Origin of the sequence: Catellatospora sp. IY07-71, assembly GCF_018326265.1 — a bacterium.
Taxonomy (GTDB): domain Bacteria; phylum Actinomycetota; class Actinomycetes; order Mycobacteriales; family Micromonosporaceae; genus Catellatospora.
The window spans coordinates 7,019,847-7,044,826 of sequence record NZ_AP023360.1; the positions used below are offsets into that span (position 1 = coordinate 7,019,847).

Consider the following 24,980-nt stretch of genomic DNA (forward strand, 5'->3'; position numbering starts at 1 on the left):
AGTTTTGGGAAACAGCGTTTCGCTAGGGGAACCGGAGACAGTGCATGGCTCCAGTACGGGTCGCCGCGGTGCAGCTCGCCGCGTCGCAGGATGTCGACGGCAACCTCGCCGCGTGCCTGCGTCTCATCGACGACGCCGCCGCACAGGGCGCACAGCTCATCGTGCTGCCTGAATTCTGCAACCACTTGTCCTACTACGCCGACCGGGCACAGGCGCACCAGATCGCGACCAGGCCCGGGGACCCGTTCCTGACCGCGGTCGCCGACCGCGCCCGCAGGCACGGCGTACACATAAAGATCAACGTGACCCACGCGCACCCGGACGGGCGCACCGGCGGGACGAACTTCCTGTTCGGCCCGGACGGCGCGGTGCTCGGCCAGTGCGACAAGCAGACCCTGATGGGCGCCGAGAACGACCATCTCGACCCGGCCACCGAGGTCGGCCCGGTCATCGAGACGCCGCTCGGCCGCCTCGGCATGTACGCCTGCATGGAGGGCGTCATCAACGAGGTCGCCCGCGGTCTCGCGCTGCGCGGCGCGCAGGTGCTGCTGAACAGCCTGAACTCGTTCGCGCTGGACGAGGCGAGCCTGCACATCCCGGTCCGCGCGGCCGAGAACAAGGTGTGGGTCGTCGCCGCGAACAAGGTCGGGCCGCTGCTGCCGGAGGAGCACCTGCCCCGGCTCAGCGCCGCCCTCGGCGTACCGGCGGAGTGGCTGCACGGCGCCGGCGAGAGCCAGATCGTCGCCCCCGACGGGACGGTGCTGGCCAAGGGGCCCCGCACCGGCGAGGCGGTGGTCATCGCCGACATCGACCCCGACCTGGCCGACGGCAAGCACCGCCCCGACGGCACCGACATCTTCGCCACCCGCCGCCCCGAGCTCTACACCGAGATCGCCGAGCCCCCGCACGGCCGCCGCCGCCCGCCGGGCGCGGACAACATCCAGGTCGCGGTGGTACGCGGCGACGCCGCCACCGCCGAGCGCGAGACCGCCCTGGCCGCCGCCTCCGGTGCCGACCTCGTCGTCATCCACGACGGAGATCCGGCCAGGCTGGCCGCGGCGCTCGACGGAACGCGCGCCCATGCCGTGGTCGGCACGCCGGCGGGGCCGGTGCTCATCGACGCCAATGGCGTCGTGGCACGCCAGCCCGCGTTGCACGGTGCGGCGGCAGACCACTCCGCCACGGCCGACAACTTCTGGGATGTAGCTACATCCCAGAAGTTGTCGGCCGCGCAGGAGACCGGTGCCCGCGGCACCGCACCTGAGCCCGGCACGCAGGCCGCAACGGATCCCGCGACCGAGGCAGCCGCGCTGGTCACGGTCGACCTGGCCTGGGGGCGGCTGGCGATGATGGCCGGCGGCGACTCGATCTACCCGGAGCTGTTCCGGGTCGCGGCGCTGCGGGACGTCGACGTGGTCGCCGTGACCGTGGAGACCGCGGAGACCTGGGAGCTCGCCCTCGGGCTGCCGGAGCGGGCGGCGGAGAACCGGCTCAACGTGGTCGCGGCTACGCCGGTGCATCAGGAGGCGGCGGTGTTCGCGCTGTCGCCCGACTTCACGCTGTGGACCGCGTGGCAGGGGCCGTTCACCGGGCGGATCAGCCACCCGGTGGTCACGGCCGTGCCGGCGGGCCAGGCCGCGGGGCGCGCGGACGTCGCCCCCGCCCAGGCCGCCAACCGGCTGGTCTCCCGCCAGACCGATCTCGTCGACGGCCGCCCGTGGCGGCTGGTGCACGCCCTCATAGAAAGGTAGGCCACGGTGGCCGAAACGCTCCGGCACGTCGAGGACATGGTCGACAACTCGCCCGTCATCGACGTCCACGACACCTTCCACCAGTATCAGCAGCTGCTCGCCGAGCTGAAGGCGAAGATCGACGCCCGGTTCGAGCTGCACCGCGACGAGTCGACCCTGGAGCTGGAGTCGTACGGGCAGTACCCGGACGGCCCCGGCGGCTCGCTGGCCGCGTACAGCGGGCCGGAGGTGGACTGGATGGTGCACTCCTGGCTCGGCAACCCGGGCGCGAGCTTCGCCAACCTGCACCTGACCGTGTGGCTCGGGCCGCAGGTCAAGGTGCCGCACCTGGGCCTGGCCCTGCTGGTGTGGCCCGAGGGCTGGTTCTACCTCGACTCGGTGCCGCGGGTGAACATGGTCGAGGACGGCGAGTACTACGACCGCTACTACGCCCCGCTGGACGAGGAGTGGCTGGCGCGCCGCGCCGACCCGGAATTCGAGTACTTCGTCAGCCGGGCCGGGTTCATCCGGGCCAGCCTGAGCCCGACGGCGTACTGCTACTCGTTCAAGCGCAGCACCCGGAACCTCGACATCGTCCGGGAGCTGACGCACGCGCACGTGGACCGGTGGCTGCGCTGGGTCGACGAGGCCGAGCCGGTGCCGGTCGAGGAGCGCGCCGCGCTGGCCGAGACGGACCTGCGGATCCGGCGCAACATCGCCGACCGCGACCCCGCCAACGTGATGGGCGTGCGCTTCTTCGGCCAGGAGACCACCGACAAGCTGGTCCGCGGCCTGTGGGGCGGGGACCGGAAGTCGGAGCCGCCGCGATGAGCACGATCCGTTCGGTGTGGTGGGCGGCCACCATGCCCGGCCACGAGCCGCCGTTCGACACCGCCCACCTGCGCGTCTACTACCCGGCCGTGCCGGACGGCTCGGATCGCGAGCGGCTGTCGGGGGTGATGGCGGCGGACACGTCCGGCGCGCCGTACCCGGTGGCGCTGATCGTGTCCGGGGTGAACGTGGGCCAGGAGGCGTACCGCTGGCTGGCCTGCGCGCTGGCCGAGCGGGGCATCGTCGCGGTGACCTACGACTGGGTGGGCACGCTGTTCGGGGGGCTGCACGGGATCACGCCGGGCGTGGACCTGGACGCGGCCAAGCCGGACGGGTACGGCACCCGGCCGACCTGCCCGTCGCTGCGGCCGGTGCTGGACGCGCTGGCCACGATGACCGGGCCGGTGGCGGGGCTGCTGGACCTGGACCGGGTGGCGCTGATCGGCCACTCGGCGGGCGGCACGGTGGCGCTGCAGTCGGCGCGCTTCCTGCCGGAGATCAAGGCGGTCGCGACGTACGGCGCGCACACCATGGTCGCCACGATGCTGGGCTGGCCGGCGGGCACGGTGCTGCCGGCCCAGGCCGACTGCCCGGTGCTGCTGGTCGCGGGCGAGAACGACGGCGTGATCAACGGCTCGGCGGACCGCTACGGCGAGGACGCGGCGACCCGGCGGGACCCGATCACGCGCACGTTCGACGAGGCGCTGCCCGACCGGGACGGCGCGAACCTGCTGGTGCGGCTCGCGGGGGCGAACCACTTCGGGATCGTGCACCCGGTCGACCACACGGCGGCGCGGGCGTTCCTGGACCTGCCCGCCGAGGGGGATCCGGCCGAGCACCGCGCGCTGCTGGCGGATCTGGTCGGCGCGTTCTGCCGTACGCACCTGCGCGGCGGCCCGGACGCGCAGGCTGAGCTGGACAAACTTATCGAAAATCCCGGCGTCGCCGCGGTCCGGCGGAGGTAGAGCCATGTTGAAGAACTTCTGGTACGCGGTCGAGTTCGCCGACCGGGTGACCACCAAACCCGCCCGGGTCACCGTGCTCGGCCAGCACCTCGCCCTCTACCGCACGCCGAAGGGGCGCCCGGTGGCGCTGTCGGACCTGTGCGTGCACCGCGGCGCGGCGCTGTCGGGCGGCTGGACCAAGGACGGCTGCATCGTGTGCCCGTACCACGGCTGGGAGTACGACGCCGACGGCCAGTGCACGAAGATCCCGGCGAACCTGCCGGGCCGGGGCATCCCGAAGAAGGCCCGCGTCGACTCGTACCCGGTGCAGGAGAAGTACGGCTTCGTCTGGGTGTTCATGGGCGATCTGCCCGAGGAGGAGCGCCCGCCGCTGCCGGTGTGGCCGGAGTTCGACGACCTGAAGGAGAACGGCGGCCGCTTCCGGGCGGTGACCGGCGAGTTCCTGTGGAAGGCGAACTACGAGCGCATCCTGGAGAACGGCTGCGACATCGCGCACGCGCCGTTCGTGCACGCGGGCGCGTTCGGCAACCCGGAGCGCCCGGAGGTCGCCGAGTACGAGCTGGAGACGCCGGACGAGTGGTCGGCGTTCGCGACGGTGGACCTCTACCCGCCGCGGCCGCGGGGCATCTGGGCGGCGCTGAACCGCAACAAGGCCGACCTGGCCAATCGGCCGCCGGTGCGCACCTCGGCCGGCTGGATGCTGCCGAACATGATCAAGCTGCACGTGCGGCTGCCGATCGGCGAGCTGATCATCTACGACACGAACATCCCGATCGACGAGACGACCACGCTGGTCAAGTGGGTGGCGCTGCGCACCTTCTTCACCGGCAAGTGGGCCGACAAGAACGCGATCAACCGTACCCTCAAGATCTTCTACGAGGACGCGGAGGTCGTGAACAAGGTCCGGCCCGAGCTGCTGCCCTTCGACCTGGGCGCGGAGCTGCACATCAAGAGCGACCTGATCGCCGTGCACTACCGGCGCCGCCGCCAGGAGCTGGCCGAGAAGGGCTGGCTGCTGTCCGAGGAGGACAGCATCACCGGTGACGTGCCGCGCCGCACCGCGACCGTGATCGCCTCCCCGGCCCGCCGGGAGAACCCCGAACTGGCCCGCGCGTGGGTGCACAAGGCCCGCGGCGAGCACCCCACCGTCCAGGCCGCCTGGGACGCCGCCCAGGCCGCCGAGTCCGAGGAGAAGCCGTGAGCCTGCCCGCCGACCTGTGCGAGCGCACCCTGAACCGCATCCTCGCCGCCCACCCCGACCTGGTCGAGCAGGAGACGCCGCTGGCGTCGCTGACCAGCCCGATGTCGCCCGCGCCGGTCGGCTCGGTGCGCGTCTTCAGGGGCTCGGCCGTGGCGAAGGTGGTGTACGTCGGCCTGGTCGTCCCGATGATCCAGCTCGACAGCCACATGATCTTCGCGTTCACCCCGGAGGACTCGGCCGTCCCGCACTTCACCCTGGACTCGGTGTACGGCGGCGCGTACCACGCGTTCCACCTGGACCTGATCCCGCGCGCCGACCTGGCCTCGCACCTGCCCTACCTGGACGCGGCGTTCCACCCGCTGAGCCCGGTGTTCGAGTCGGCGGCGGGCATCGAGGGCCTGACGCCGGCCGCGATCGGGCCCCGGCAGCGCGCCATCATGTCGCCGTGGATGCTGGTCAACCGGGCGTCGGAGGAGGCGTTCGCGGCGATCACCGAGCACGTCGACGCGTACGCCGCGCACTGGTCGGGGCTGGTCGACAAGGGCCTGCCCGACGACGTGCTGGCCGGGCTCGCCGACACCGACCTGGCCGCCCGGGACGCCGCGGTGCGCGCGAACATCTTCAGCCGCGACGTCGACCCGGTCTGGGCGCAGGTGTCCCGCCTGCTCGGCGACGAGAAGACCGACGCCATCCGCGCCGAGCTGGTGGCCAATGGCTGAGCCCAGCGAGTGGCAGAAGCGCATCACCGGGGAGTGGCACGGCCGGCCGTCGCTGTTCGACGCCACCGGCACGTGGTGCGGGTACGAGGACATCCGCCGCTCCTCGGTGTTCGAGAACGGCGTCACCACGTACTACATGGACGGCGGGCTGACCGGGGGCGGGCCGCTGGCCGGGCAGTTCCGGCTCGGCGCGCCGTTCGCATTCGGGGTCAAGGACGCCGACGACAACCGCGTCTACACCGGACCGGACTTCTACGGCACCGGGCAGCCCTACGGCTCGTTCGTGGACTCGCACTACTACGGGCCGGGCTGGCAGGTGGACCTGAACACCTGGAACCAGATCCTGCCCGACGGCCAGACGCAGGTGTACTCGTCCGTGCTCTACCAGGGCTGGTCCGTGGTGGGCTGCTTCAACGGCGTCTACACGCGTTCGCACGACCACGACGAGAACCCCGAGACACAGGCCAGGGTCGCCGACTTCCTGGCGGCCGAGACCCGCCGCGGGCCCGTCCCGCACATCATGCCCACCAAGCAGGCCGGGGCGTATGCGGGCAGCGTCGAACTCTGGGGCGCCGACCAGAAACTGCGCGGCACGGTCGACATCCGGCTCGCCCTCGAACCGGTCGACCTGCTGCACACCCGCCGCACCGTCACCTGGTCGGGCGCGCTGAACCGCACCGCCACCGCCGTGGCCCGGCGCGACGGCAACCGGCTGTTCCACGAGGGCCCCGAGGTGTGGGGCAACGCGATCGCGTTCGGCCGGGCCGCGTTCGGGTCGCTGCACTTCACCGACGTGGTGAAGGTGAAGACCCGCGAGGTCCTCATAGACGCCGAGCCGGGCATGTCGGCCGGTAGGCAGCTGGCCGTCGTGTACGAGCTGTTCGACGGCAACGTGCTCGACGGCGTCATGCACGGCCTGCTGGAGTGGGAGGACGCGGCATGAGCAAGGTGGTCGTCGTAACGGGCGGCACCAGGGGCATCGGCCTCGGGCTGGTGCGGGAGCTGGTCGCGCGCGGCGCGCAGGTCGTCTACTGCGGACGGTCGGTCGACTCGGTCAAGCGCGCGGGCGAGCAGGTGCCGCAGGCGTACGGCGTCGTCGCCGACGTCACCGACCGCGACGCGGTGCGCAACCTCTGGGACGCGGCCGTCGAGAAGCACGGGCGCGTCGACGTCTGGATCAACAACGCGGGCATGTCCCCCGCCCGCCACAAGCTGTGGGAGCTGCCGCCCGGTGAGCTGGACGCCACCGTGGACCTGAACCTGCGCGGGCTGCTGCACGCGAGCGCGGTGGTGCTGGCCGGGATGACCGCCCAGGGCCACGGCGCGCTGTGGAACATGGAGGGCTTCGGCTCCAACGGCATGATCCGGCCCGGCCTGACCGTGTACGGCGCCACCAAGCGCGCCGTCACGTACACCACGGACAGCCTGGCCAAGGAGGTGGCGGGCACCGGCGTGACCGTGCACCACCTGTCTCCCGGCATGGTCGTCACCGATCTGCTGACGCACGACTACACGCCGGAGGAGCTGGCCCAGGCGAAGAAGATCTTCAACATCCTGGCCGACCGGGTCGAGACCGTCACGCCGTGGCTGGCGGACAAGGTGCTGGCCGGGGCCTCCAACGGGGCCCGGGTGGCGTGGCTGACCCGGGGCAAGGCGTTCTGGCGGTTCATGACCGCGTTCCGTAAGCGAGACGTGTTCGGGGAGAACGAGTGAACGTCAACGACTACCCGGTGATCATGGCGCTGGAGGACTACGTCCCGACGCTGCTGGCGCTGGCCGGGTTCTGGGTGCTGGGCGGCGCGTCCCAGCGGATCGACCCGCTCGCGGCCATGCTCGGCCGGGCCGGGGCCGTGCTCATCGGCCTGGGCGGCGTCGCCAAGTCGACGTGGAAGCTGGTGCTGTCCGCGTTCGGCCACGACTGGCCGTGGCTGGAGCAGTCCCTGTTCCCGCTGATGGCGACCGGTGCGCTGCTGGTGCTGTGGTCGCTGACCACCACGCTGCGCGGCAAGGTCACCCCGTGGTGGCCGTACGCGCTGATCGGGGTGGCCGTCGCCGGAGCCGCAGTCGGCACGGGCAGCCTGCAGCCGGCGTTCATCACCGCGACCGCGGGCGTGACGCTGATCAGCGTGCTCGGCGCGGTGCTGGCCGGACGCCACCGGGCCTGGCTCGCGGTGGCGCTGTTCGTGCTCGGCATCGTCGCGGTCACCTCGCTGGTGCCGCTGCGCAGCCACCCGGAGCACCACACGGTCGCCTTCCAGTGGATGGAGCAGGGCATCAACACCGTGGCGCAGGCGATCTTCCTGGTCGCGGCGCTGCTGACCGTACGCGCGGCCCGCACCGCCGCCGCGCCCGCGCCGAGGGAGGCGCTGGCATGACCGACGCGCTCGGCTGGCGGCGCAAGTTCGGCGTCATCGCCCCGTCCACGAACACGATCGTCGAGCCGGACTTCTACTCGATGACGGTGCCGGGCGTGACCGCGCACTTCTCCCGCATCCACATCCGCAACCAGGACCTCTCCGACGACGCGAACTTCGAGCACCTGCTGGTGCAGATCCGCGACGAGATCGGCGCAGCCTGCGAGCGGGTGCTGACCTGCGAGCCCGACTACATGGTCATGGGCATGTCGGCGGAGACGTTCTGGGGCGGGGTCGAGGGCAACCGCGAGTTCGTACGCCAGATCAAGGCCATCACCGGCCTGGAGGTGGCCACGGGCGCCGAGGCGTGCGAGCGCGCGCTGAAGCTGTACGGGGCGCGCCGTATCGGCGTGGTCACCCCGTATCAGCCGGTCGGCGACCAGAACGTGGTCAAGTTCTTCTCCGAGATCGGGTTCGAGGTCACCGCGATCGAGGGCCTCAAGTGCCCGACGGCGGTGGCGATCGCGCACGTCACCGAGGACGAGCTGCGGGACGCGATCCGCAAGGTCGACGGCCCGGACGTGGACGCGATCGTGCAGTGCGGCACGAACCTGTCCATGGTCCGCCTGGCCGACGAGGCCGAGCGCTGGCTCGGCAAGCCCGTCATCGCCATCAACGCCGCCACCTGGTGGATGGCCCTGCGCGACAACGGCATCACCGACAAGGTGTACGGAGCGGGCTCCCTCCTCCGGGAGCACTGACCCCGAGAGTTGATCGCGAGTTCGTGTCGAAACCTGTGGCTGGACCGCATGTTCTGACACGACTCGCGATCAACCCGTTCTGGCCGGTCCCCTGCGGCGGCGCAGTGCGGAGAGGTTGCGTTCCAGGTCGTCGCCGTGGACCTGGAGCGGGTAGACGATGAAGTCGTCGGTGACGGCGATCGTGCCGGTCCAGTCGTGCTCGTTGAGGGCGTGGGCGACGTCCAGCAGCAGGCGGTGTACGCGGTCGCCCGGACCGGCCAGGGACAGTTCCTGGTCGAGCAGCCGGGCGGCCTCGTGTAGTTCCGGATCACCGGCGTCCAGCGGGTCGCTGTCGAAGAGCTCGAAATCGGCCGGGCTCCACAGAAGGTCATCGGGATCGTCCTGCTCGCGCAGCCACAGCTCCCGCTCGGCCTGCGAGCCCAGCCCCCACATCGGCAGGCACTGATCGGGGTAGTAGACCAGCGCCAGGCAGTAGAACGGGCCTTCAGCCCCGCCGGCGGCGACCACGCGGGGCAGCCGGTCGACCAGCAGCGCGGCGACCGTGCGGCAGCGCTCGGCCAGGCTCACGCGCCGGACCGGCCGCTGATAGGTCAGCTCGGTGTACGCCCTGCCCTGCAGGTGTGTCGTCTCGATTCGCGCCGGCCGGCCAGCGCTGTCGTAGCCGACGGCGATCCGCTGGGTGGGCCGCCCGCCGTGGGTCACGTCGATGCCGGTGACCCGGCCGTCGGTGTAGTGGTAGGTCTCGTCGCCGTAGCCGCCGCGGGCGGCCTTCGACCAGCGGCGCAGCAGACCTTCGGCGTACTCGTAGCGGTCGGCGTAGATCTGTGCGCCGTCGGCGTCGACCGCGACCTCCTCGATCACGTCGTCGCGGTAGGTGCGCGTGGTGGTGCCGGTCCGGCGTCCGTTGAGAAAGCCGGAGTACCGCGCCATCACCACGGGACGGTTCTGGTCGTCGAAGCCGTAGCGCACGGCGTCACGCGTGGACGGCGGCCGTTGCGCAAGGGGCCTGCCGGGCCGCGGCGACCTGGCGCGTTCCTGCCACAGCGGGCGCAACTCGAAGGCCTCGTCGGTGTACCACTCCCAGCGCATCCAGGCAGGCTACTCGGCTCACAACTTCTGGGTTGTACCTACAACCCAGAAGTTGTGAACTCTGGAACGGAGTGGTCAGGCGGGCGCGGCGGCGCGGCGGCGGCGGGGCAGGAGCAGCAGGAAGCCGATGCCCGGCAGCAGCAGCGCCGTGCCGGCCAGCACGATGTACCAGTGCTCGTCGCCGGGGCCGGTCTTGGCGAGGTTGCCTCCGCCGCCGCCCGACGACGCGGTCGGTGCGGCCGAGCTGCCCGAGGAGGTGCCGAAGGAGATCTTCACGCTGGTCGCGTTGGCCTTGACGATGTCGTCGGAGGCCGACGACGGCAGGATCTGCGCCGCGATCACGCACTGCCGCTTGGTGCAGTCGAACGAGCCGAACTTCTTCGCGACCCGCAGCGTCACCGCCGGGATCTTGCCGCTGGCGTCCGCGTTGACGAACTGCGCGCCGCCGGCCAGGTTGCAGTCGGTCGGCCCCTTCACCTCCGCGATGCACTGCCCGATGGCGATCTGCTTCAGGCTCGCGGTGAAGCCCGAACCGTTGACGGTGATCTGCGAGCCGTCGGACAGGCCGCTGGACTTGCTCAGCCGCAGCGTCGGCTTGGCGGCGGCGGGATGGGCGGTCAGGGACACGGCCACCGCCACGACGGCGAGGACCGCGACCACACGTGCTCTCCACATGGGATTCTCCTCCTTAGACGGGTACGCCGGAGCGGTGCACCGCCGCGGCATCGGTGCCCAGGTACGCGGCGACCACGGCGGGGTGCTCGCGCACCTGGCCGGGGGTGCCGTCGGCGATGATCCGGCCGGCGTCCATGGCGACCATCCGCCGCGCCAGCCGGGACAGCAGCGGCAGGTCGTGCTCGATCACCAGCAGCGCGACACCCAGCTCCTGGTTGACCCGCAGCAGCAGGCTCGCCAGCGCCACCCCGTCGGCCTGGGACACGCCCGACGACGGCTCGTCGAGCAGCAGCAGGGCCGGTTCGAGGGCGAGCAGGCAGGCCAGCTCGGCGGTGCGGCGGGTGCCGGTGGACAGCGCCCCGACCGGCCGGTCGGCGACCTCGCCGAGGTCGAACAGGTCGAGCAGCTCGGCGGCGCGGGCGGCCTGCCGCCGCTGCGGCCCGCGCCCGCCCAGCGCCGCCGTGAGCAGCCCCTCGGGTGCGCTGCGGGCAGCGGCGACCATGAGCGATTCGCGTACGGTCAGCGTCGGGAACAGCCGCGAGTCCTGGAACGAGCGGACCAGCCCGAGCCGTGCCCGGCGCTGCGGGCTGTACGCGGTCACGTCGCGCCCGGCGAACTCGACCCGCCCGGCGTCCGGCCTGGTGAACCCGGCGAGGATCTCGAACAGCGTGGTCTTGCCCGCGCCGTTCGGCCCGATGATGCCGACCACCTCCCCCGCCGCCACGCTCAGGTCCACCCCGCCGACGGCCTGCACCCCGCCGAACGCGCGCGCGACCCCGCCCGCCCGCAGCAGCGGCCCGTCCCCCACCGCGAGCGGCCTGGTCCGTGCGGGCAGCCGCACGCCGCGCCCGGTGGCTGACGTCTGATCGAATCCCGAGGCCGCCGTCGACGGTTCCGGTGCCGGGTGTCTGCGCGGCAGCGGTGGGGGCGGCGTCGCAGGTGCCGCACCGGCCGGCTCCGTGCGGTCGCCACGCCTGCCGGGCAGGCGGCGGAGGAGGCGGGCGAGCGGTTCGCCGAGGCCGCCGGGGAGCAGGACGACGACGAGCAGCCAGCCCAGGGTGAGCGCGGCCTGGCCGATGATGCCCAGCTCGACCAGGCCGGGGATGCCGACCAGCAGCAGCGCGCCGAGGATCGGGCCGCCGAGCAGGCCGAGCCCGCCGACGACGGTGAGCGCGACCGCGTCGATGCCCGCCACGGCCGGGAAGCTGTTGACGGTGACCTGCGTCTGGCCGTGCGCGATGACGACGCCGCCCAGCCCGGCCAGCGCCCCGGCGGCGGCGTACACCTGCAGCTTGCGCAGCGGGGCGGGCACGCCCAGCGCCCGCGCCGCGTCCTCGTTGTCGCGCAGCGCGAGCACGGTGCGGCCGAACCCGCCCGCCCGCAGCCGGTGCGCCAGCCACAGCGCGAGCACCAGCATCAGCAGCGCGAACAGGTAGTAGTCCTTGGCGAGCACCAGCACGTACCCGGTCCAGGCGGGTTTGGGGGCGCTGACGCCGTCGCCGAGCAGCACGGGCAGCCGCAGCAGCCACGCCTCGGCGGCCAGCGCGAACGCGAGGGTGGTCGCGGCGAGCGCGACGCCGCGCAGGCGCAGCGCGGGCAGGCCGACCAGCGCGGCGGCCCCGGCCGCGGCGGCGCACCCGGCGACCGCGCCGGTGAAGAAGTTGCCGGTGGACGCCGACACGTGCACGGATACGGCCGCGCCGACGCCCGCGAAGGCGAACTGGCCCAGCGACAGCTCCCCGGCCAGCCCGGTCACCAGCAGCACGGACAGCCCGACCACGGCGAAGCCGGCCACCGCGGTCAGCGCGGACGCGGTCTCGTTGCTGATCAGGTACGCCGCACCGGCCGCCGCGAGCAGCCCGGCGGCCGCCGCGATCCGGGTGGCGGGGGTGCCCGGCACGGGCACGGCACGCGGCCAGCGCACCTGCTCGCCGTCGCGCCGCCCGAGCCGGGGCTGGGACAGCAGCGCCACCAGGATGAACAGGGCCAGCGCGAGCGACACGCCGCCGCGGCCCGCGCCCATGGCCAGCAGCAGCTGCTCGCCGACGCCGACGGCCAGGCAGGCGGCGAACGCGATGGGCAGCGACGCCATCCGGGCGGCGACCGCCCCGGCCAGGCCGCGCAGCAGCAGCTCGGGGCCGAGCGTGTCGATGGACTGGGCGCCCTGGGTGGGGGTGACCAGGATCGCCGAGAACGCGGCGACCGCACCGGCGATCGCCCAGGCCAGGGTGGTCATCCGGGCGGCGGGGATGCCGTCGAGCCGGGCGGTGTCGGCGTCGTCGGCGGCGGCGCGTACGGCCAGCCCGAACCGGCTGCGCCGCAGGAACAGCGCCAGCCCGCCCAGCAGCAGCGGCGACAGCAGCGCCATCGCGGTGAACGCGGGCCCGACCGGGGTGCGGCCCAGCGTGAACGACGGCATGCCGGGCGGCTTCGGGAACGTCAGGCCGCTCAGCCCCTGGCTGTTCACCAGCAGCGCGAGCACCAGCACGAACTGCGACAGGCCCAGCGTCACGATCATGCCGGTGACCGCGGGGCGGCCGCGCAGGCGGCGGACGACCCCGGCCTCGATCGCGGCGGACACGCCTCCGGCGACCAGCAGGGCGGGCACGAACGCGAGCCAGTACGGCACACCGGCCCCGTCGACCAGGCGGCCGAGCACGGCGGCGCCGAACACGCCGACCGAGCCGTGGGCGAAGTTGAGGAACCGGCTGGACCGGTAGACGAGCACCAGACCGACGGCGAGCAGGCCGTAGGTGAGCCCGGTGAACAGGCCGAGGACGATCGGGTCGATCATGCGTGACCGCCCAGCACCAGGGAACGGACCAGCTCGGGGCGCGCGGCCAGCTCCTGCGGGCGGTGCTCGGCGGCGATCGCGCCGCGCTCCATGAAGTACACGCGGTCCACCAGGGACAGGGCGACGTTGACGGACTGCTCGACGACCAGGATCGCCATGCCGGTGGCGTGCAGCCGCCGCAGCATCTCCAGCAACCCGCCGACCACGATCGGGGCCAGCCCGAGGGACAGCTCGTCGACGAGCAGCACCCTCGGCCGCTGCACCAGCGCCCTGGCCAGCGCGAGCATCTGCCGCTCGCCGCCGGACAGGGTGGAGGCGGGCTGCCCGGCCCGCTGCGCGAGACGCGGGAACACCGCCAGCGCCGCGTCCACAGCTTCACGGACCTGAGCCGCCGGGAGGGCGTACCCGTGCAGCCGCAGGTTGTCCAGCACCGACAGGGAGCCGAACGTGGCCTGCCCGACGACCGTGGACAGGCCGAGCCGCACCCGGCGCACGGCGGAGACGGCGGTGACGTCGTCCCCGTACAGCTCGATGCGGCCCGCGGTGGGCCGGTGCAGGCCGGACAGCACCCGCAGCAGCGTGGACTTGCCGACGCCATTCGGCCCGCACAGGCCGACCAGCTCACCGGGCGCGACCCGCAGGTCCACCCCGAACAGCGCCCGGACCGGGCCGTACGCGGCCTCGATCCCGGTGGCGCGCAGCGCGTCAGCCGGCAAAGCGCACCTCCTCGCCGCGGTAGCCGAAGCACCGGCACCCGGTGTCGTACGCGAGCACCCGGTAGCCGTTGCCGGCGGTGCGCCGCTCGCCGCCGAGCAGGCCGCTGGTGCCCGCCGCGGGCGTGAACCGGTCGCCGAGCGCCGCGGCGGCCTGCGCGAACGCGGCGGCGTTGAGGTTCGGCCCGAGGTCCTTGGCGGCGGCGTGCAGCAGCAGCGCGGCGTCGCAGTAGGTGAACGCGACGCGCGCGTTCTCCCTGGTCGGGAACGTCTGCCCACCAGCGGCGAAGATGTCCAGGCAGGCGCGCTCGGCGTCGCCGCCGGGGAACGGGAACCCGCTGTCGGGCACGTCCTGGCTCGGGTTGAACCCGATGCCGATCATCCCTTCGAGCGCGGCGGCGGGGATGGTCTCCGGGTTGTTCACCAGGAACCCCGGGTTGTCGAAGCTGGACACGGCGTAGCGGGCGGTGTAGCTCTGCGCGGCGGCCGTGGTCAGGAAGAACGAGGCGAGCCGCGCGCCGCCGAGGAACAGCACCCGGTTGACGCCCTTGCTGCGGAAGTCGACGACGGCCTGGTTGAGCCCCGCGTTCAGGGTGCCCAGATCGGTGGTGTCGATCCAGGAGACGGTGGGGGCGACCCCGAGGCGGGTCAGCTCGGGTTCGGCCAGGCGCTGGTACACCGCGCGGTTGCTCGGGGTGTCCGCCGCGACCACGCCCGCACCGGTGGCACCTTCGAAGAAGTCCTGTTCGGACAGGGTACGCAGCAGCGCGGTGACGAACTCGTCGTAGCTCGGGTAGCTGGCCGACCACAGGTAGGGCGAGAGCGTGGCGTAGGTGGCGTCGTCTGTGGCGACCACCGTGGCGTCGAGCATCAGCGTGCGGCGCTGGGCGTAGCAGGGCCGGGCGTTGGCCTGGAACTGCCCGGTCAGCACCACGGCGAACGCCCGGTCGTCCTGGGTGATCTGGTTGCAGAGCTTCTCCTCGGCGGCCGGGGAGTCGTTGCTGGCCTCGTACCGGCGGAACACGGCCTCCATCCGGCGCCCGGCGATGCCGCCGTTCGCGTTGACGTACGTCTCCAGCGCCTTGACCTGGGCTGGGAGGTCACCGGCGGAGGCGGTGCGGAAGCCGAGGCTGCTGCCGGTGGTGCCGAGGTCGACGCCGACGAACACCACCTTCACGGTGCTGTCGGTGACGCCGGGGCCGGTGCCGGTCAGCGCCGTGCCGGGCGGGCCGCCGTCGAGCGCGCCGGGCATGACGGCCGAGCATCCGGTGAACGCCACCGCCGCCACCACCGCCGCGGCGGCCGCGCGCAGGGCCGTCGATCTGTCCAAGGGGTCACCTGCTTTCGCGGAAGGTGAGGAAGGTGTCGAGCGCGTCCAGGTCGACGACGGCGGTGGGCTGCTGCACGTCGCGTGCCAGCAGGCGGCGCAGGTCCTCCGGGCTCAGCCGCCCGCCGGACAGCCGCCGGATGCGGCCCGCGCCGGGCGCGTCGTCGAACACCAGGTACGCGCCGAGGTCGGGCAGCCGTACTACGGCGGGCAGCAGCACCGGCCCGTCGACGGCCAGCTGCGGCCCGTGGCCCCGTTCGCGCCGGCGGCGCAGCAGCCGCCGCACCCCGAAGGCGATCATGACCAGGCCGAGCACGTTGAGCACCAGCAGGCCCCACGGCCAGGCCTCGTGCACCGCACGCGCCTGCCCCAGCCCGCCCATCTCCACGGTCACCGGATAGTCCCCGATCGCCGCGAACGGGATCGGCACGGACACCTGATAGGTCCGGGTCTCGCCGGGCCGCAGCTCCCCCGTCGCCGGGCCGGGCACCGCGTCGGCCCCGTTGCCGACGCGCACGGTCAGCGGCACCCCCGACAGCGTCTGCGTCCCCGCGTTGCGCACCGTGTACACGAGCGTCCGCCGGTGCGGCGCGCCCAGCCAGGCCGCGAGCGACCCACCGCCGGTGAGCCGCGCCTCCACGACGTCGAGCCGCGCCGGGGTGCGCGCCGGGGTGGGCACCGGTCCGGTCGGGTGCCCGGAGATCTCGATGGGCGCGTCCACGTGGCCGCCGCCCCCCGTGCCGACCGCGGACACGTGCACCACGCAGGGGCAGGGCCGGGGCGGCTCGCCGACGGTCAGCGTGACGGCGAACCCGCCGTCCCTGCCCACGGCGGTGGCCAGCGCCGCCCGCATGTCGCATGAGGACGATCCGGGCAGGGCCAGCTCCCCGCAGGTGACGAGCTGCACCAGCTGTCCGGCAGGCCAGTTCGCGCCGATCACCCGCACCCGGTCGCCCGGCCGGGCCCGCGCCGCCGACAGCGTGACGCTCCACCCGTCCCTGCGCGCCGTCGCCGCCACAGGGAGCGAGGTGGCGCTCTGGGCGGTGCTCCGCTGCGGAGTCCGCAACCCCGAAGTTGCGAAGGCAACCCAGATGCTGCGGCCGCCCACGGCACTGGTGGCCCCGAGCCCGGCCGCACGAGCGCCGATGGCGGCCGGGACGGTGTGCTCGCCGGTGGTCCACAACTTCTGGGTTGTAGGTACAACCCAGAAGTTGTGGCCTGCCACGGAAGCGGCCACCCGGGGCGTTTCAGCACTCACGCCCTCAGCGGCGGCCGCGCCGGGAGCGCCCGGCAGGAGGAGCCCGGCCAGTAGCGCGGCGGCGGCGCGGCGGATCATGCCAGGCCTCGCGGGCGGGGCATGCGGGCGCGACGGCGGCGGCGCAGCAGGACGGCGGCGACGGCCAGGAGCAGCGCCAGCACGGCCAGGGCGGGCCAGACCCCGACGAGGGCCGTGGTGCTCGACGTGGCGCGGACGCCGCCCTCGGCGGTGACGGTGACGGTGGTCGTGACGATGTCGACGGGCCAGACGCCGGCCAGCGCGGCGCGCAGCCGGGTGCGGGCGCCGGGGACCAGGTCGAGGCGCGAGCCGGGACCGGCGGCGGTGACCCGGTGTCCGAACAGGCCGGAGGCGGTCACGGCGACGTCGGGCAGCAGGTGGGTGTTGCCGGTGTTGGCCAGGTCGTAGGCGAGCTGGGCGCGGTCGGCGGTGAGTTCGGTGACGGCGAGGCCGGGCACGGTCGGGCCGCTGACGCGCAGGTAGACGCGGGCCGCGACGGCGTGGGTGACGCCGACGGCCAGGCCGCCGGAGTCGAGCTGCCCGCTGGGCGCGGCCTCGGCGGCGACCACGCCGCCGACGTGGTCGCCGGGGGTGGCGTTGGCGGGCACGGTGATGGTGAACGGGATGTCGGCCTGCCGTTTGGCGGGCACCACCACGTCGGCCAGGCCCAGCCGGGTCCAGGCGCCGATGCCCTGCTGCCGTTCGCTTTCCGGGCGCAGGCCGAAGCCGCCGTCGCTGCTGGTGTTGAACGCGTCCGCCCCGTACAGGCGCAGGGTCATCGGTTTGTCGGTGAGGTTGGCGACGCGGACCGAGTCGATGACGGTCTGGCCGGGTGGCGATTCGAGGAAGAAGTACTGGCGCGGGGCCGGGCCGGGGTTGGCGGGCGGGGTGGGGGTGACCGCCCAGCGGCCGTTGCCCGCCGCGTGGGCCGGCGCGGGCAGGGCCCCCGCGAGCAGCGCGGCGGCGAGGGCGACCGCGGCGGTGCGCGACCAGATGGCCATCGGCCTCTCCCGGGTGGTGGGATGGGAAGGACCGGTGGGGACGGATAGCGCCCGCCCCCACCGGTTCCGGTCAGCTCAGCGTGATCGTGAGCGTCGCGGAGTAGGCACCGGCCGGCTGGTTCGCCGGCACGGTCAGGGCGAGCGCCGCGGAGGCGTCGAAGCTGCCGCCGGTGCCCGCCGCGTCGGCCGGGGCCGAGCACAGCGTGGCGCCGTCCACCTGGCCCGCCGTGCCCGCGGCCGCGGTGACGGCGTTGGTGGCGCCGGCCGTCGCGGTGCAGGTGGGGGTCCAGGACAGGTTCGCCTTCGGGATGGTGCCGCCGGGGGTGCCGGTGAAGTCGGTGAGCGACCCGACCAGGCTCCAGCCGAAGGTGCTGCCGCGGTGGTCCGTCACCGTGATGACCGGCAGCGAGCCGGTGCTGGTGTGGACGGTGCCGTCGAGGGTGACCCCCGACAGCGTGAGGTTGCTGCCTCCCGCACGCGACATCGCCAGGTTCCCGGCGGTGATCGTCTGCGACAGGTTGTACGTCAACGCGCAGGACCCGGTGGTGGCCGCGCCCGCCTTGGCGACGCAGGCGTCGGCCGAGGCCGTCCACGCCGCGACGGCGAACAGGGTGCCGGGCCCGATCCCCGACGACGCGCCGACGTAGGCGGTTGCGGGGTCGTTGACGGTGTAGGTGGTGCTGATCCCGCCCGCGGCCGAGGCCGTGACGCTGACCGGGCCGTCCCCGGTCGGGTTCGGCGGCGGCGGTCCGGCCAGCGCCTGGTAGCCACGGATGGCCACGGTGCTGCCCGGGTTCCAGTTGGTGCCGGTCACCGCGACCGAGGTGCCCGCGCCGCCGCCGCCGGGGTTGATGGCGATGGTCGGCGCGCCCAGGACGGTGATCGGCGCGAGGACGGTGTTGACGCCGTCGGAGACCGCGAGACTGCGGACCCCGGTGGTGGCGTCGGCCGGCACGGTGATGGTGCCCGTGCCGGACCCGTTTGCGGCGGTGGAGCCCGTTCCGGTGCCCTCCCCCGTGCCCGCGCCCGCGGCGTCCTTGAGGGACGCGGTGAGCGTGGCGTCGGGCGCCAGCCCGGACACGCTGAACGAGATGACGTTCCCCGCTCGCGCGTGCGTGGTGACGGTCTGGCCGGACACCGCGGTCACGGTGGCCGAGCCGTCGAACACGGTGAAGGACTCCACGATGGTGCTCGCCTGCGGGGCCGCCTTGTGGTCGCGGTCCCCGGCGTTCGAGCAGTACGTGGCCGCGGTGGCGTTGGCGAACTTCACCCGCGTCACCGTGGCCGTGGCCGCGCCCGCCGCACCGGCGGTGAAGGTGCCCGTCGCCGTGATCGCGCCGAGCTTGGTGTACGGGTCCTTCGCCGTGGCCGGGTACGGCGCCAGGTTCAGCGTGACCGTGCCCGACTGGGACCCGCCGAGAGCCACCGTGACGACCACCGGGACGTCTCCGGCGGACAGCGGGGCGGGCCCGTTGTCCGGTCCGGTGGCGGCGGTGAGCGTGACCGTGACGGTCTGCCCCGGTGCCGGGGTGACCGGCGACAGGGTCAGGCCGAACGTGTCGTTCCAGGTGGTCGGCGAGGAGCCCGTACCCGTGTCGCCGAAGTAGAGCCGGCAGCCCAGCGAATTCGCTGTCGGTCCGTACGCCTGCGCCGGTGCTTGCACCAGACCCAGGGTCGCGACTACAGCGATGCTGCTGGTGACGACCGCCCACTTTCTCCGCATGGAACCTCCCTTCTCCCATCCGTTTCGCTAGACGAAACGACGTTCACTTCTGCGATACGTACATGAAGTCAGCGGGATCGGCGCTTGTCAACCGTCCGTCCGGCGAACGTTGCCGAACGATGCGAACACCCCTTGCGCCACCTGGCACCGGCGGCATAGCTTTCCATCAAACGAAACGGCGTTCCGATCCTCGAAACACCGGACGGTCATCATGATCTCGACTTTGCTGGCCCTGATCGCGCTGTGCATGCTGGCGCTCGCCGCGTCGGCCGTGCGCCTGCGCCGCGCCGCGCCGCTCGGCGCCCCGCTCGTCGCGGTGATCTGCGCCGGGCTCGCCTACGACTGCGCCGCCATCGCGATCGGGCCGGCCTTCGGCTTCGGACCCGCGCTGCACGCCGTCAACGAGCCCCGCTACTGGATCCACGCGCTGCTCACGCCGCTGATGATCCTGGCCGCGATGGACCTGGCGGGTCGCGCGGGCGTCGCCTCGCTCACCCGCCGCCCGGTCCGGATCGGACTCGCCGCGCTCACGGCGGTGCTGGTCGCGCTGGGTGTCTCCGCCGACGTCGTGCGGCTGCGCCTGGAGCCGGAGACGTACGCGGACACCCTGCGCTACGTCAACACCGCCACCGAGGGACCGCCGGTGCCCGCGATCGTCACGATCCTCGTCCTGATCGGCATCGGCGCCGCGCTCTGGCGCCGGGCGGGCGTCGCCTGGCTCTGCCTCGGCTCGGTGACCATGTTCGTCGCCGCCGCCGCGGGCTTCGCCCACTTCTGGATCGGCAACCTGGGCGAACTCGTCCTCCAGTGCGGCATCGCGGCCACCCTCATGGCCGTCGCCACCCGCACCCCGGCCGCCGCCGTTACGCCGCAACCGGCGCCCGAGACCGCGTAGCCCCACCCCATGATCGTTCGACTTGCCAGGCAGCTGGGCGAAAGCGCGCTCAAGATACGCCCACCTGCCAGGCAAGTCGGATGATCTAGGCGCTCGCGGGGCGCGGAGGTCCGGCGGTCGCGGGTCAGCTCGGGTCGTCGGCCTTGGCGTAGACGTGGGTGAGGTCGCGCCGGAGCGCGGCCGCGCCGTGCAGGTAGACGTGGGTGATCTCGTCGCGGGACAGGTCGGTCTCCACGTGCGCCATCAGGCGGATCACCAGCGGCATGGCGCCCTTGATGTCCAGCTCCTGGGCGCAGATCAGCGGCACGTCGGCCATCCCCATCAGGCGGGCCGCGTACGCCGGGAACTCCGAGTGGATGTCCGGGGTCGCGGTGAAGATCGCACTCACGAAGTCCTCGTCGGCGAGGTCGTTGGCGTGCAGGACCGCCTTGACGAGCTCGGCGACCCGCTCCAGCAGATGCTCGCGCTCGTCGACCTCAAGCTGGGTGGCACCTCGTACGGCACGGATCGGCACGTGATCAGTGTAAGCCGCCGCCCGGACCCGACACGGGTGGGGCGTCCCGGCACAGCGACGGCAGCCGAGGATCCGGTGCCGCCGCACCGGCTCGCCGGACACCGCGCCACGCTGCCCACGGCCGTGCGCGTCGCCACCGCACCGCCCACATGGTCAAGCGCCCGCCATGCCGTCCAGAGCATGGCGAGCGCTTTCGACCACGGGCTCAGGCAGCAGCGTCGGCCGTCGAGCCTTCGCTCAGGGCCGCCGCGGCGTCGGCGTCGTAGGTGCGCCAGGCGGCCAGCACCACCAGGCTGCCGATCACCAGGGGCGCGATGACGACGGCGTACGCCCAGCGCAGCGAACCCGTCGCGTCCGACGCCTCGCCGATCAGCCACGGACCCAGCGCACCGCCCAGGGTGATCAGGCCCTGCAGCACCGCGAACCCGAGTCCGCGCCGGGCGGCGGGCACCACGTCGGCGTTGGCCGCGGTCAGGTTGGCGATCGCGCCCGCGAAGCCGACGTTGGCCAGCCCGAAGCACACCACCTGCGGCACGAACGGCCCGATCGACACCGCTCCGGCCAGCGCCGCCGTGCCCGCCAGCAGCGACCAGCCGCCGAACGCCACCCGCCAGCCGGCCCGCCTCCCGTGCCGGCGGTCGCCGAGCCAGCTGCCCACGCCGATGCCCGCAAGGATGCCGACCAGGCCCGCGCCCCCGCCGACGGCCGCCGCGGCGGCCTCGTCCAGGCCGTACTCCCGCTGGTAGAACGACGGCATCCAGAAGAACAGGCCGCCCAGCCCGAAGAACAGGATGCTCAGCCCGATCACGACCGAGCGCAGCGTGCTGATCCGCCACAGCTCCCGCACCTGCGCGGTGATCGACGCCTGCACGGGCGCGGTCTGGGGCACGGCAGCAGAAGTCGAGGCGGCCGCCTCCGTGCCCGCGTACCAGGTGCTGAGCCGGTCGCCGATGCCGCGCACCGGCTCGCGCACAGTCAGCATCAGCGCCGCGATGATCGCGCCGGGCACAGCGATGAGGAAGAAGCCGGTACGCCAGCCCACGGCCTCGGCCAGCGCGCCGCCCGCGATGACGCCGATGGGCAGCCCGGCGAAGTACGCGGCGCGCTCCAGGCCGTACGCGCGGGCGCGGCTCGGGCCCGGGTAGAGGTCGCCGAGCAGGCTGGACGCGGGCGGGTTGTACAGCTGCCCGGCCGCACCGAGCAGCACCCGCACCCCGAACAGCACGGCGTACGACCCGGCCAGGCCGGTGCCGACGGTGAGCAGCGCCCAGACGGCGACGACGGCGGAGACGGTCCAGGTGCGCCGCCCGGTGTCGGCCAGCCGCCCGGCGGGCAGCAGCAGAAGCACGGCGGCGATGGCGCCCGCGGTGGCGATCGCGCCGGCCGCGCCGTCGTCGAAGCCGAACTCGCGCTGGATGGCGGGCAGCGCCCCGGCGAGCAGGTTGTACTCGATCCGGTCGACGAGCGCGACCAGCGCGATGGCCAGCGCGGGCCACCACCCGAACGGCGCGGCCCGGCCGCGGCGCACCCGCACCGGCGGCCGTCCCTCGTACGCGGTGATCTCGCGGGTCTCCTCGCTGACGGTATCGACCGCCATGGCGCACCTCCGGGGGGTAGGGCGCCATCGTAGATTCTGGAAACAGCGTTTCGCTACAGGAACCGGCCTGCGGAACGGTCAGGGCCGGTCGGCGGCGTCCCGGCGCGCGGCCTCACGCTCGGCGACGACCGCGCCGGTCATCCGGCGGATCACCTCGGCCGCGATCAGCAGGTCCTCGGTGGACAGATCCGCCACCGCCTCGGCCATCCGCCGGCCGAGGGGCTGGAAGAACCCGCGGGCCATCGCCAGCGCGGCCGGCCGCATGGCGAGGGTGACGCGGCGGCGGTCGCGCGGGTCGCGGGTGCGCTCGACGTGCCCGGCCGCCTCCAGCCGGTCGATGAGCGAGGTGGTGGCAGGGGCACCCAGGCCGAGCTTGCCCGCCAGCTCTCCGGCGGTCAGCGGGCGGTCGGCCTCGGCGGTGACGGCGATCCACATGATCGCGTTGAGGTCGCTGCGCCCGAGGCCGTGGGAGCGCGCGAAGGCGTCGACGAACACGTCGTTCTCGACCGTGTTGGTCTGCAGCGCCCGCCTGACCTGGTCCAGCGCGTCCGTTCGGCGCGGAGGCCCCCCTCGCGTCTCCATGGCGCTGATCATATATCATTTCGATCGTCGAACTTTTCGACGATCGAACAACTGCGGGCGTTGCCCGCCTCACGTCAGGAGTCGCCCCACCATGGGTGAGCGTTTCGCCTCGTGGATCACGAGCCGGATCGGCGCGGCCGTCGTGCTGCTGTCGACCGTGGCCCTGTCCGCGCTGGTGTTCCTCGGCAGCCCGGACCAGCCCGCGCCCGGGCCCGTCACGGGCCTGCCCGAGGGCAGACAGTCCACCCGCGTCACCGAGCTGCGGGACCGTTTCCCCGGCGGGCGCGCCGAGTCGGCGCTGGTCGTCTTCGAACGCGCCGGTGCGCCGCTCGGCGAGGCCGACCGCACGGCCATCGAGGCCGCGCAGCGCACGGCGGCGGCGGTCACGCACGTCGCCGACGTGCCCCCGGCCCGGTTCAGCGACGACGGCCGCGCCGCCCTGCTGCCGGTGCCGTTCGACGCCGGGCTGGACGCCCCGACCCGCAACGCCACCGTCGACGAGCTGCGCGCCGCGCTGCGCGGCACCGGGTCCGCGCTGCCGGACGGGCTGACCGCGCAGGTCACCGGCGGCGCCGCGTTCGGCCGGGACATCTCGGCGGCGTTCGAGGGCGCCGACGTGACGCTGCTGGCCGCCACCGCGATCGTGGTGGCGCTGCTGCTGCTCGTCACGTACCGCAGCCCGTTCCTGTGGATCGTCCCGCTGGCCGTGATCGGCCTCGGCGACCAGGTCACCGCCAAGCTGCTGCCCTGGCTGGGCCAGCTGATCGGCGAGCCGACCGACGCGTCCATCGCGGGCATCGTCTCGGTGCTCGTGTTCGGCGCCGGCACCGACTACGCGCTGCTGCTCATCTCCCGCTACCGCGAGGAGCTGCGGCGTACGCCCGACCGCCGGGCCGCGCTGGCCGCAGCCGTACGCGCCGCCGGACCTGCCATCGTCGGCAGCGCTGGCACCGTGATCCTGGCGTTGCTCACGCTGCTGACGGCGGTGCTCACCAGCAACCGCACGCTGGGACTCGCGGCCGCGGCCGGCGTCGCCGTGGCGCTGGTGTTCGGCCTGGTCGTGCTCCCGGCCGCGCTGGCGTTCCTGCCGCGTGGTGCGTTCTGGCCGCTCGTGCCCACGGTCGGCAGCGCCGACAGCAGCGCCACCGGCATCTGGGCCCGGGTCGCCGGGATCGTCGGCCGCCGCCCCCGGCTGGTGCTCGCCGGTGCCGCGCTCGTGCTCATCGCGCTGTCGGCGGGCCTGCTCACCACGAAGATCGGCCTGTCGCAGACCGAGCAGTTCCGCACCGAGGTCGAATCCGTGCAGGCGCAGGAGGTCCTGGCGGCCCACTTCCCCGCCGGGTCGTCCCAGCCGCTGACCGTCGTCGCGAACGCCGCGGCGGCCGACGCGGTCACCGCGACGGTGCGCACCACCCCGGGCGTCGCGGCGGTCGGCAAGCCTGAGGTATCGACCGACGGCGCGCTCGTCCAGCTGACCGCGCAGCTCGACCACGAGTCCGGCACCCCGGACGCGGACCGCACCGTCACCGCGCTGCGCGAGGGCCTGGCCGCGCTGGACGGCGCCGAGGCGCTCGTGGGCGGGCAGCCCGCGGCCGACCTCGACCAGCGCGACGCCAACGCGCGCGACAACGCGGTGGTCGCGCCGCTGGTCCTGGGCGTCGTGCTGCTGGTGCTCATCGTGCTGCTGCGCTCGATCGTGGCGCCGCTGCTCCTGCTGCTCACGGTCGTGGTCAGCTTCGCGGCGAGCCTCGGCGCGGCGAGCCTGGTCTTCGCCGCGCTCGACATCCCGGCGCTCGCGTCCAGCGTGCCGCTGCTGTCGTTCCTGTTCCTGGTCGCGCTGGGCGTGGACTACAACATCTTCCTGGTCAGCCGGGCCCGCGAAGAGGCTGCTTTGCGCGGCGACACCCGCGCGGGGATGCTGCGTGCGCTTTCGGCCACCGGTGGTGTGATCACCTCGGCCGGGGTGCTGCTCGCAGCGGTGTTCACCGTGCTGGGCGTGCTGCCGGTGATCGTGCTGACCCAGCTGGGCGTCATCGTCGGCGTCGGCGTGCTGCTGGACACGCTACTGGTGCGCACTCTCGTGGTCCCCGCGCTGGCGATGCTGCTGAGCGAGCGCTTCTGGTGGCCGTCCCGGCCGTCCGGCCACGGTCCCGTGAACGCGCCGCGTGAGCCGGTCGCCGCCCTGCTGCGGCAGACCGACCAGGATCCGGTGAAGGCGGTTGCCGGCAGCTGA

Annotated in this window: 22 protein-coding genes; 11 read left to right on the forward strand and 11 right to left on the reverse strand. The window is 73.4% G+C overall.

Going from position 1 to position 24,980, the window contains the following annotated elements:
- Positions 1-44: 44 nt before the first annotated feature.
- Genes CS0771_RS31195 through CS0771_RS31235 form a run of 9 tightly spaced genes read left to right on the forward strand, consistent with a single transcriptional unit; the run spans position 45 to position 8,561 of the window.
- The gene (locus CS0771_RS31195; protein ID WP_244871144.1) at positions 45-1,751 is read left to right on the forward strand and encodes a nitrilase-related carbon-nitrogen hydrolase; all 1,707 of its coding nucleotides are present in this window, start codon (positions 45-47) and stop codon (positions 1,749-1,751) included.
- 6 nt (positions 1,752-1,757) lie between these two features.
- A complete protein-coding gene (locus CS0771_RS31200; protein ID WP_212844333.1) occupies positions 1,758-2,561 on the forward strand; it encodes an oxidoreductase in 804 nt (267 codons plus the stop codon).
- Positions 2,558-3,526, forward strand: a complete 969-nt coding sequence (locus CS0771_RS31205) for a dienelactone hydrolase family protein (protein WP_212844334.1) — start codon at positions 2,558-2,560, stop codon at positions 3,524-3,526. The genes CS0771_RS31200 and CS0771_RS31205 overlap by 4 nt, the downstream gene beginning before the upstream one ends.
- A gap of 4 nt (positions 3,527-3,530) precedes the next feature.
- Positions 3,531-4,727: an aromatic ring-hydroxylating dioxygenase subunit alpha gene (locus tag CS0771_RS31210; RefSeq protein ID WP_212844335.1), complete on the forward strand. Its 1,197-nt coding sequence runs from the start codon at positions 3,531-3,533 to the stop codon at positions 4,725-4,727.
- A complete protein-coding gene (locus tag CS0771_RS31215) occupies positions 4,724-5,446 on the forward strand; it encodes a hypothetical protein (protein ID WP_212844336.1) in 723 nt (240 codons plus the stop codon). Before CS0771_RS31210 ends, CS0771_RS31215 begins: the two co-directional genes overlap by 4 nt.
- Positions 5,439-6,389, forward strand: coding sequence for a hypothetical protein (locus tag CS0771_RS31220; RefSeq protein ID WP_212844337.1), 951 nt, complete (start codon positions 5,439-5,441; stop codon positions 6,387-6,389). The genes CS0771_RS31215 and CS0771_RS31220 overlap by 8 nt, the downstream gene beginning before the upstream one ends.
- Positions 6,386-7,159, forward strand: a complete 774-nt coding sequence (locus CS0771_RS31225) for an SDR family oxidoreductase (RefSeq protein WP_212844338.1) — start codon at positions 6,386-6,388, stop codon at positions 7,157-7,159. The genes CS0771_RS31220 and CS0771_RS31225 overlap by 4 nt, the downstream gene beginning before the upstream one ends.
- Positions 7,156-7,821, forward strand: a complete 666-nt coding sequence (locus CS0771_RS31230; protein ID WP_212844339.1) for a hypothetical protein — start codon at positions 7,156-7,158, stop codon at positions 7,819-7,821. The genes CS0771_RS31225 and CS0771_RS31230 overlap by 4 nt, the downstream gene beginning before the upstream one ends.
- On the forward strand, positions 7,818-8,561 hold the full coding sequence (locus CS0771_RS31235) for an arylmalonate decarboxylase (protein WP_212844340.1): 744 nt from the start codon (positions 7,818-7,820) through the stop codon (positions 8,559-8,561). Before CS0771_RS31230 ends, CS0771_RS31235 begins: the two co-directional genes overlap by 4 nt.
- A gap of 69 nt (positions 8,562-8,630) precedes the next feature.
- Here CS0771_RS31235 and CS0771_RS31240 read toward each other — a convergent pair whose 3' ends face one another.
- From CS0771_RS31240 to CS0771_RS31275, 8 genes are all read right to left on the reverse strand, one after another.
- Complete coding sequence (locus tag CS0771_RS31240) at positions 8,631-9,650, reverse strand: hypothetical protein (protein ID WP_212844341.1); 1,020 nt, start codon at positions 9,648-9,650, stop codon at positions 8,631-8,633.
- 75 nt (positions 9,651-9,725) lie between these two features.
- The gene (locus CS0771_RS31245) at positions 9,726-10,325 is read right to left on the reverse strand and encodes a neocarzinostatin apoprotein domain-containing protein (protein WP_212844342.1); all 600 of its coding nucleotides are present in this window, start codon (positions 10,323-10,325) and stop codon (positions 9,726-9,728) included.
- Positions 10,326-10,338: 13 nt separating this feature from the next.
- The gene (locus tag CS0771_RS31250) at positions 10,339-13,119 is read right to left on the reverse strand and encodes an ATP-binding cassette domain-containing protein (RefSeq protein ID WP_212844343.1); all 2,781 of its coding nucleotides are present in this window, start codon (positions 13,117-13,119) and stop codon (positions 10,339-10,341) included.
- Positions 13,116-13,835: an ABC transporter ATP-binding protein gene (locus tag CS0771_RS31255; RefSeq protein ID WP_212844344.1), complete on the reverse strand. Its 720-nt coding sequence runs from the start codon at positions 13,833-13,835 to the stop codon at positions 13,116-13,118. The genes CS0771_RS31250 and CS0771_RS31255 overlap by 4 nt, the downstream gene beginning before the upstream one ends.
- On the reverse strand, positions 13,825-15,162 hold the full coding sequence (locus CS0771_RS31260) for a hypothetical protein (RefSeq protein ID WP_212844345.1): 1,338 nt from the start codon (positions 15,160-15,162) through the stop codon (positions 13,825-13,827). The genes CS0771_RS31255 and CS0771_RS31260 overlap by 11 nt, the downstream gene beginning before the upstream one ends.
- A 4-nt stretch (positions 15,163-15,166) precedes the next feature.
- On the reverse strand, positions 15,167-16,177 hold the full coding sequence (locus CS0771_RS31265; RefSeq protein WP_212844346.1) for a hypothetical protein: 1,011 nt from the start codon (positions 16,175-16,177) through the stop codon (positions 15,167-15,169).
- 314 nt (positions 16,178-16,491) lie between these two features.
- Positions 16,492-17,436: a WxL protein peptidoglycan domain-containing protein gene (locus tag CS0771_RS31270; RefSeq protein WP_212844347.1), complete on the reverse strand. Its 945-nt coding sequence runs from the start codon at positions 17,434-17,436 to the stop codon at positions 16,492-16,494.
- Positions 17,437-17,506: 70 nt separating this feature from the next.
- Positions 17,507-19,159, reverse strand: a complete 1,653-nt coding sequence (locus tag CS0771_RS31275) for a WxL domain-containing protein (RefSeq protein ID WP_212844348.1) — start codon at positions 19,157-19,159, stop codon at positions 17,507-17,509.
- A gap of 211 nt (positions 19,160-19,370) precedes the next feature.
- Here CS0771_RS31275 and CS0771_RS31280 point away from each other — a divergent pair, with 211 nt between their 5' ends.
- Entirely contained in the window at positions 19,371-20,054 is a 684-nt protein-coding gene (locus CS0771_RS31280; RefSeq protein ID WP_212844349.1) for a hypothetical protein, read from the forward strand.
- Between the two features lie 124 nt (positions 20,055-20,178).
- Here CS0771_RS31280 and aroH read toward each other — a convergent pair whose 3' ends face one another.
- The 3 genes from aroH to CS0771_RS31295 form a co-directional block, all read right to left on the reverse strand.
- Positions 20,179-20,568, reverse strand: a complete 390-nt coding sequence (gene aroH, locus CS0771_RS31285) for a chorismate mutase (protein ID WP_212844350.1) — start codon at positions 20,566-20,568, stop codon at positions 20,179-20,181.
- Between the two features lie 205 nt (positions 20,569-20,773).
- Positions 20,774-22,165, reverse strand: a complete 1,392-nt coding sequence (locus CS0771_RS31290; RefSeq protein WP_212844351.1) for an MFS transporter — start codon at positions 22,163-22,165, stop codon at positions 20,774-20,776.
- Between the two features lie 78 nt (positions 22,166-22,243).
- Positions 22,244-22,747, reverse strand: a complete 504-nt coding sequence (locus tag CS0771_RS31295) for a MarR family winged helix-turn-helix transcriptional regulator (RefSeq protein ID WP_212844352.1) — start codon at positions 22,745-22,747, stop codon at positions 22,244-22,246.
- 91 nt (positions 22,748-22,838) lie between these two features.
- On the opposite strand from CS0771_RS31295, the gene CS0771_RS31300 reads away from it, so the two are divergent.
- The gene (locus tag CS0771_RS31300) at positions 22,839-24,980 is read left to right on the forward strand and encodes an MMPL family transporter (protein ID WP_212844353.1); all 2,142 of its coding nucleotides are present in this window, start codon (positions 22,839-22,841) and stop codon (positions 24,978-24,980) included.

Coding starts and splice junctions, on each gene's coding strand:
- CS0771_RS31195 (WP_244871144.1), top strand. CDS start 45: ATGGCTCCAGTACGGGTCGCCGCGGTGCAGCTCGCCGCGTCGCAGGAT.
- CS0771_RS31205 (WP_212844334.1), top strand. CDS start 2,558: ATGAGCACGATCCGTTCGGTGTGGTGGGCGGCCACCATGCCCGGCCAC.
- CS0771_RS31210 (WP_212844335.1), top strand. CDS start 3,531: ATGTTGAAGAACTTCTGGTACGCGGTCGAGTTCGCCGACCGGGTGACC.
- CS0771_RS31220 (WP_212844337.1), top strand. CDS start 5,439: ATGGCTGAGCCCAGCGAGTGGCAGAAGCGCATCACCGGGGAGTGGCAC.
- CS0771_RS31225 (WP_212844338.1), top strand. CDS start 6,386: ATGAGCAAGGTGGTCGTCGTAACGGGCGGCACCAGGGGCATCGGCCTC.
- CS0771_RS31235 (WP_212844340.1), top strand. CDS start 7,818: ATGACCGACGCGCTCGGCTGGCGGCGCAAGTTCGGCGTCATCGCCCCG.
- CS0771_RS31240 (WP_212844341.1), bottom strand. CDS start 9,650: ATGCGCTGGGAGTGGTACACCGACGAGGCCTTCGAGTTGCGCCCGCTG.
- CS0771_RS31245 (WP_212844342.1), bottom strand. CDS start 10,325: ATGTGGAGAGCACGTGTGGTCGCGGTCCTCGCCGTCGTGGCGGTGGCC.
- CS0771_RS31250 (WP_212844343.1), bottom strand. CDS start 13,119: ATGATCGACCCGATCGTCCTCGGCCTGTTCACCGGGCTCACCTACGGC.
- CS0771_RS31270 (WP_212844347.1), bottom strand. CDS start 17,436: ATGGCCATCTGGTCGCGCACCGCCGCGGTCGCCCTCGCCGCCGCGCTG.
- CS0771_RS31275 (WP_212844348.1), bottom strand. CDS start 19,159: ATGCGGAGAAAGTGGGCGGTCGTCACCAGCAGCATCGCTGTAGTCGCG.
- CS0771_RS31280 (WP_212844349.1), top strand. CDS start 19,371: ATGATCTCGACTTTGCTGGCCCTGATCGCGCTGTGCATGCTGGCGCTC.
- CS0771_RS31290 (WP_212844351.1), bottom strand. CDS start 22,165: ATGGCGGTCGATACCGTCAGCGAGGAGACCCGCGAGATCACCGCGTAC.
- CS0771_RS31295 (WP_212844352.1), bottom strand. CDS start 22,747: ATGGAGACGCGAGGGGGGCCTCCGCGCCGAACGGACGCGCTGGACCAG.
- CS0771_RS31300 (WP_212844353.1), top strand. CDS start 22,839: ATGGGTGAGCGTTTCGCCTCGTGGATCACGAGCCGGATCGGCGCGGCC.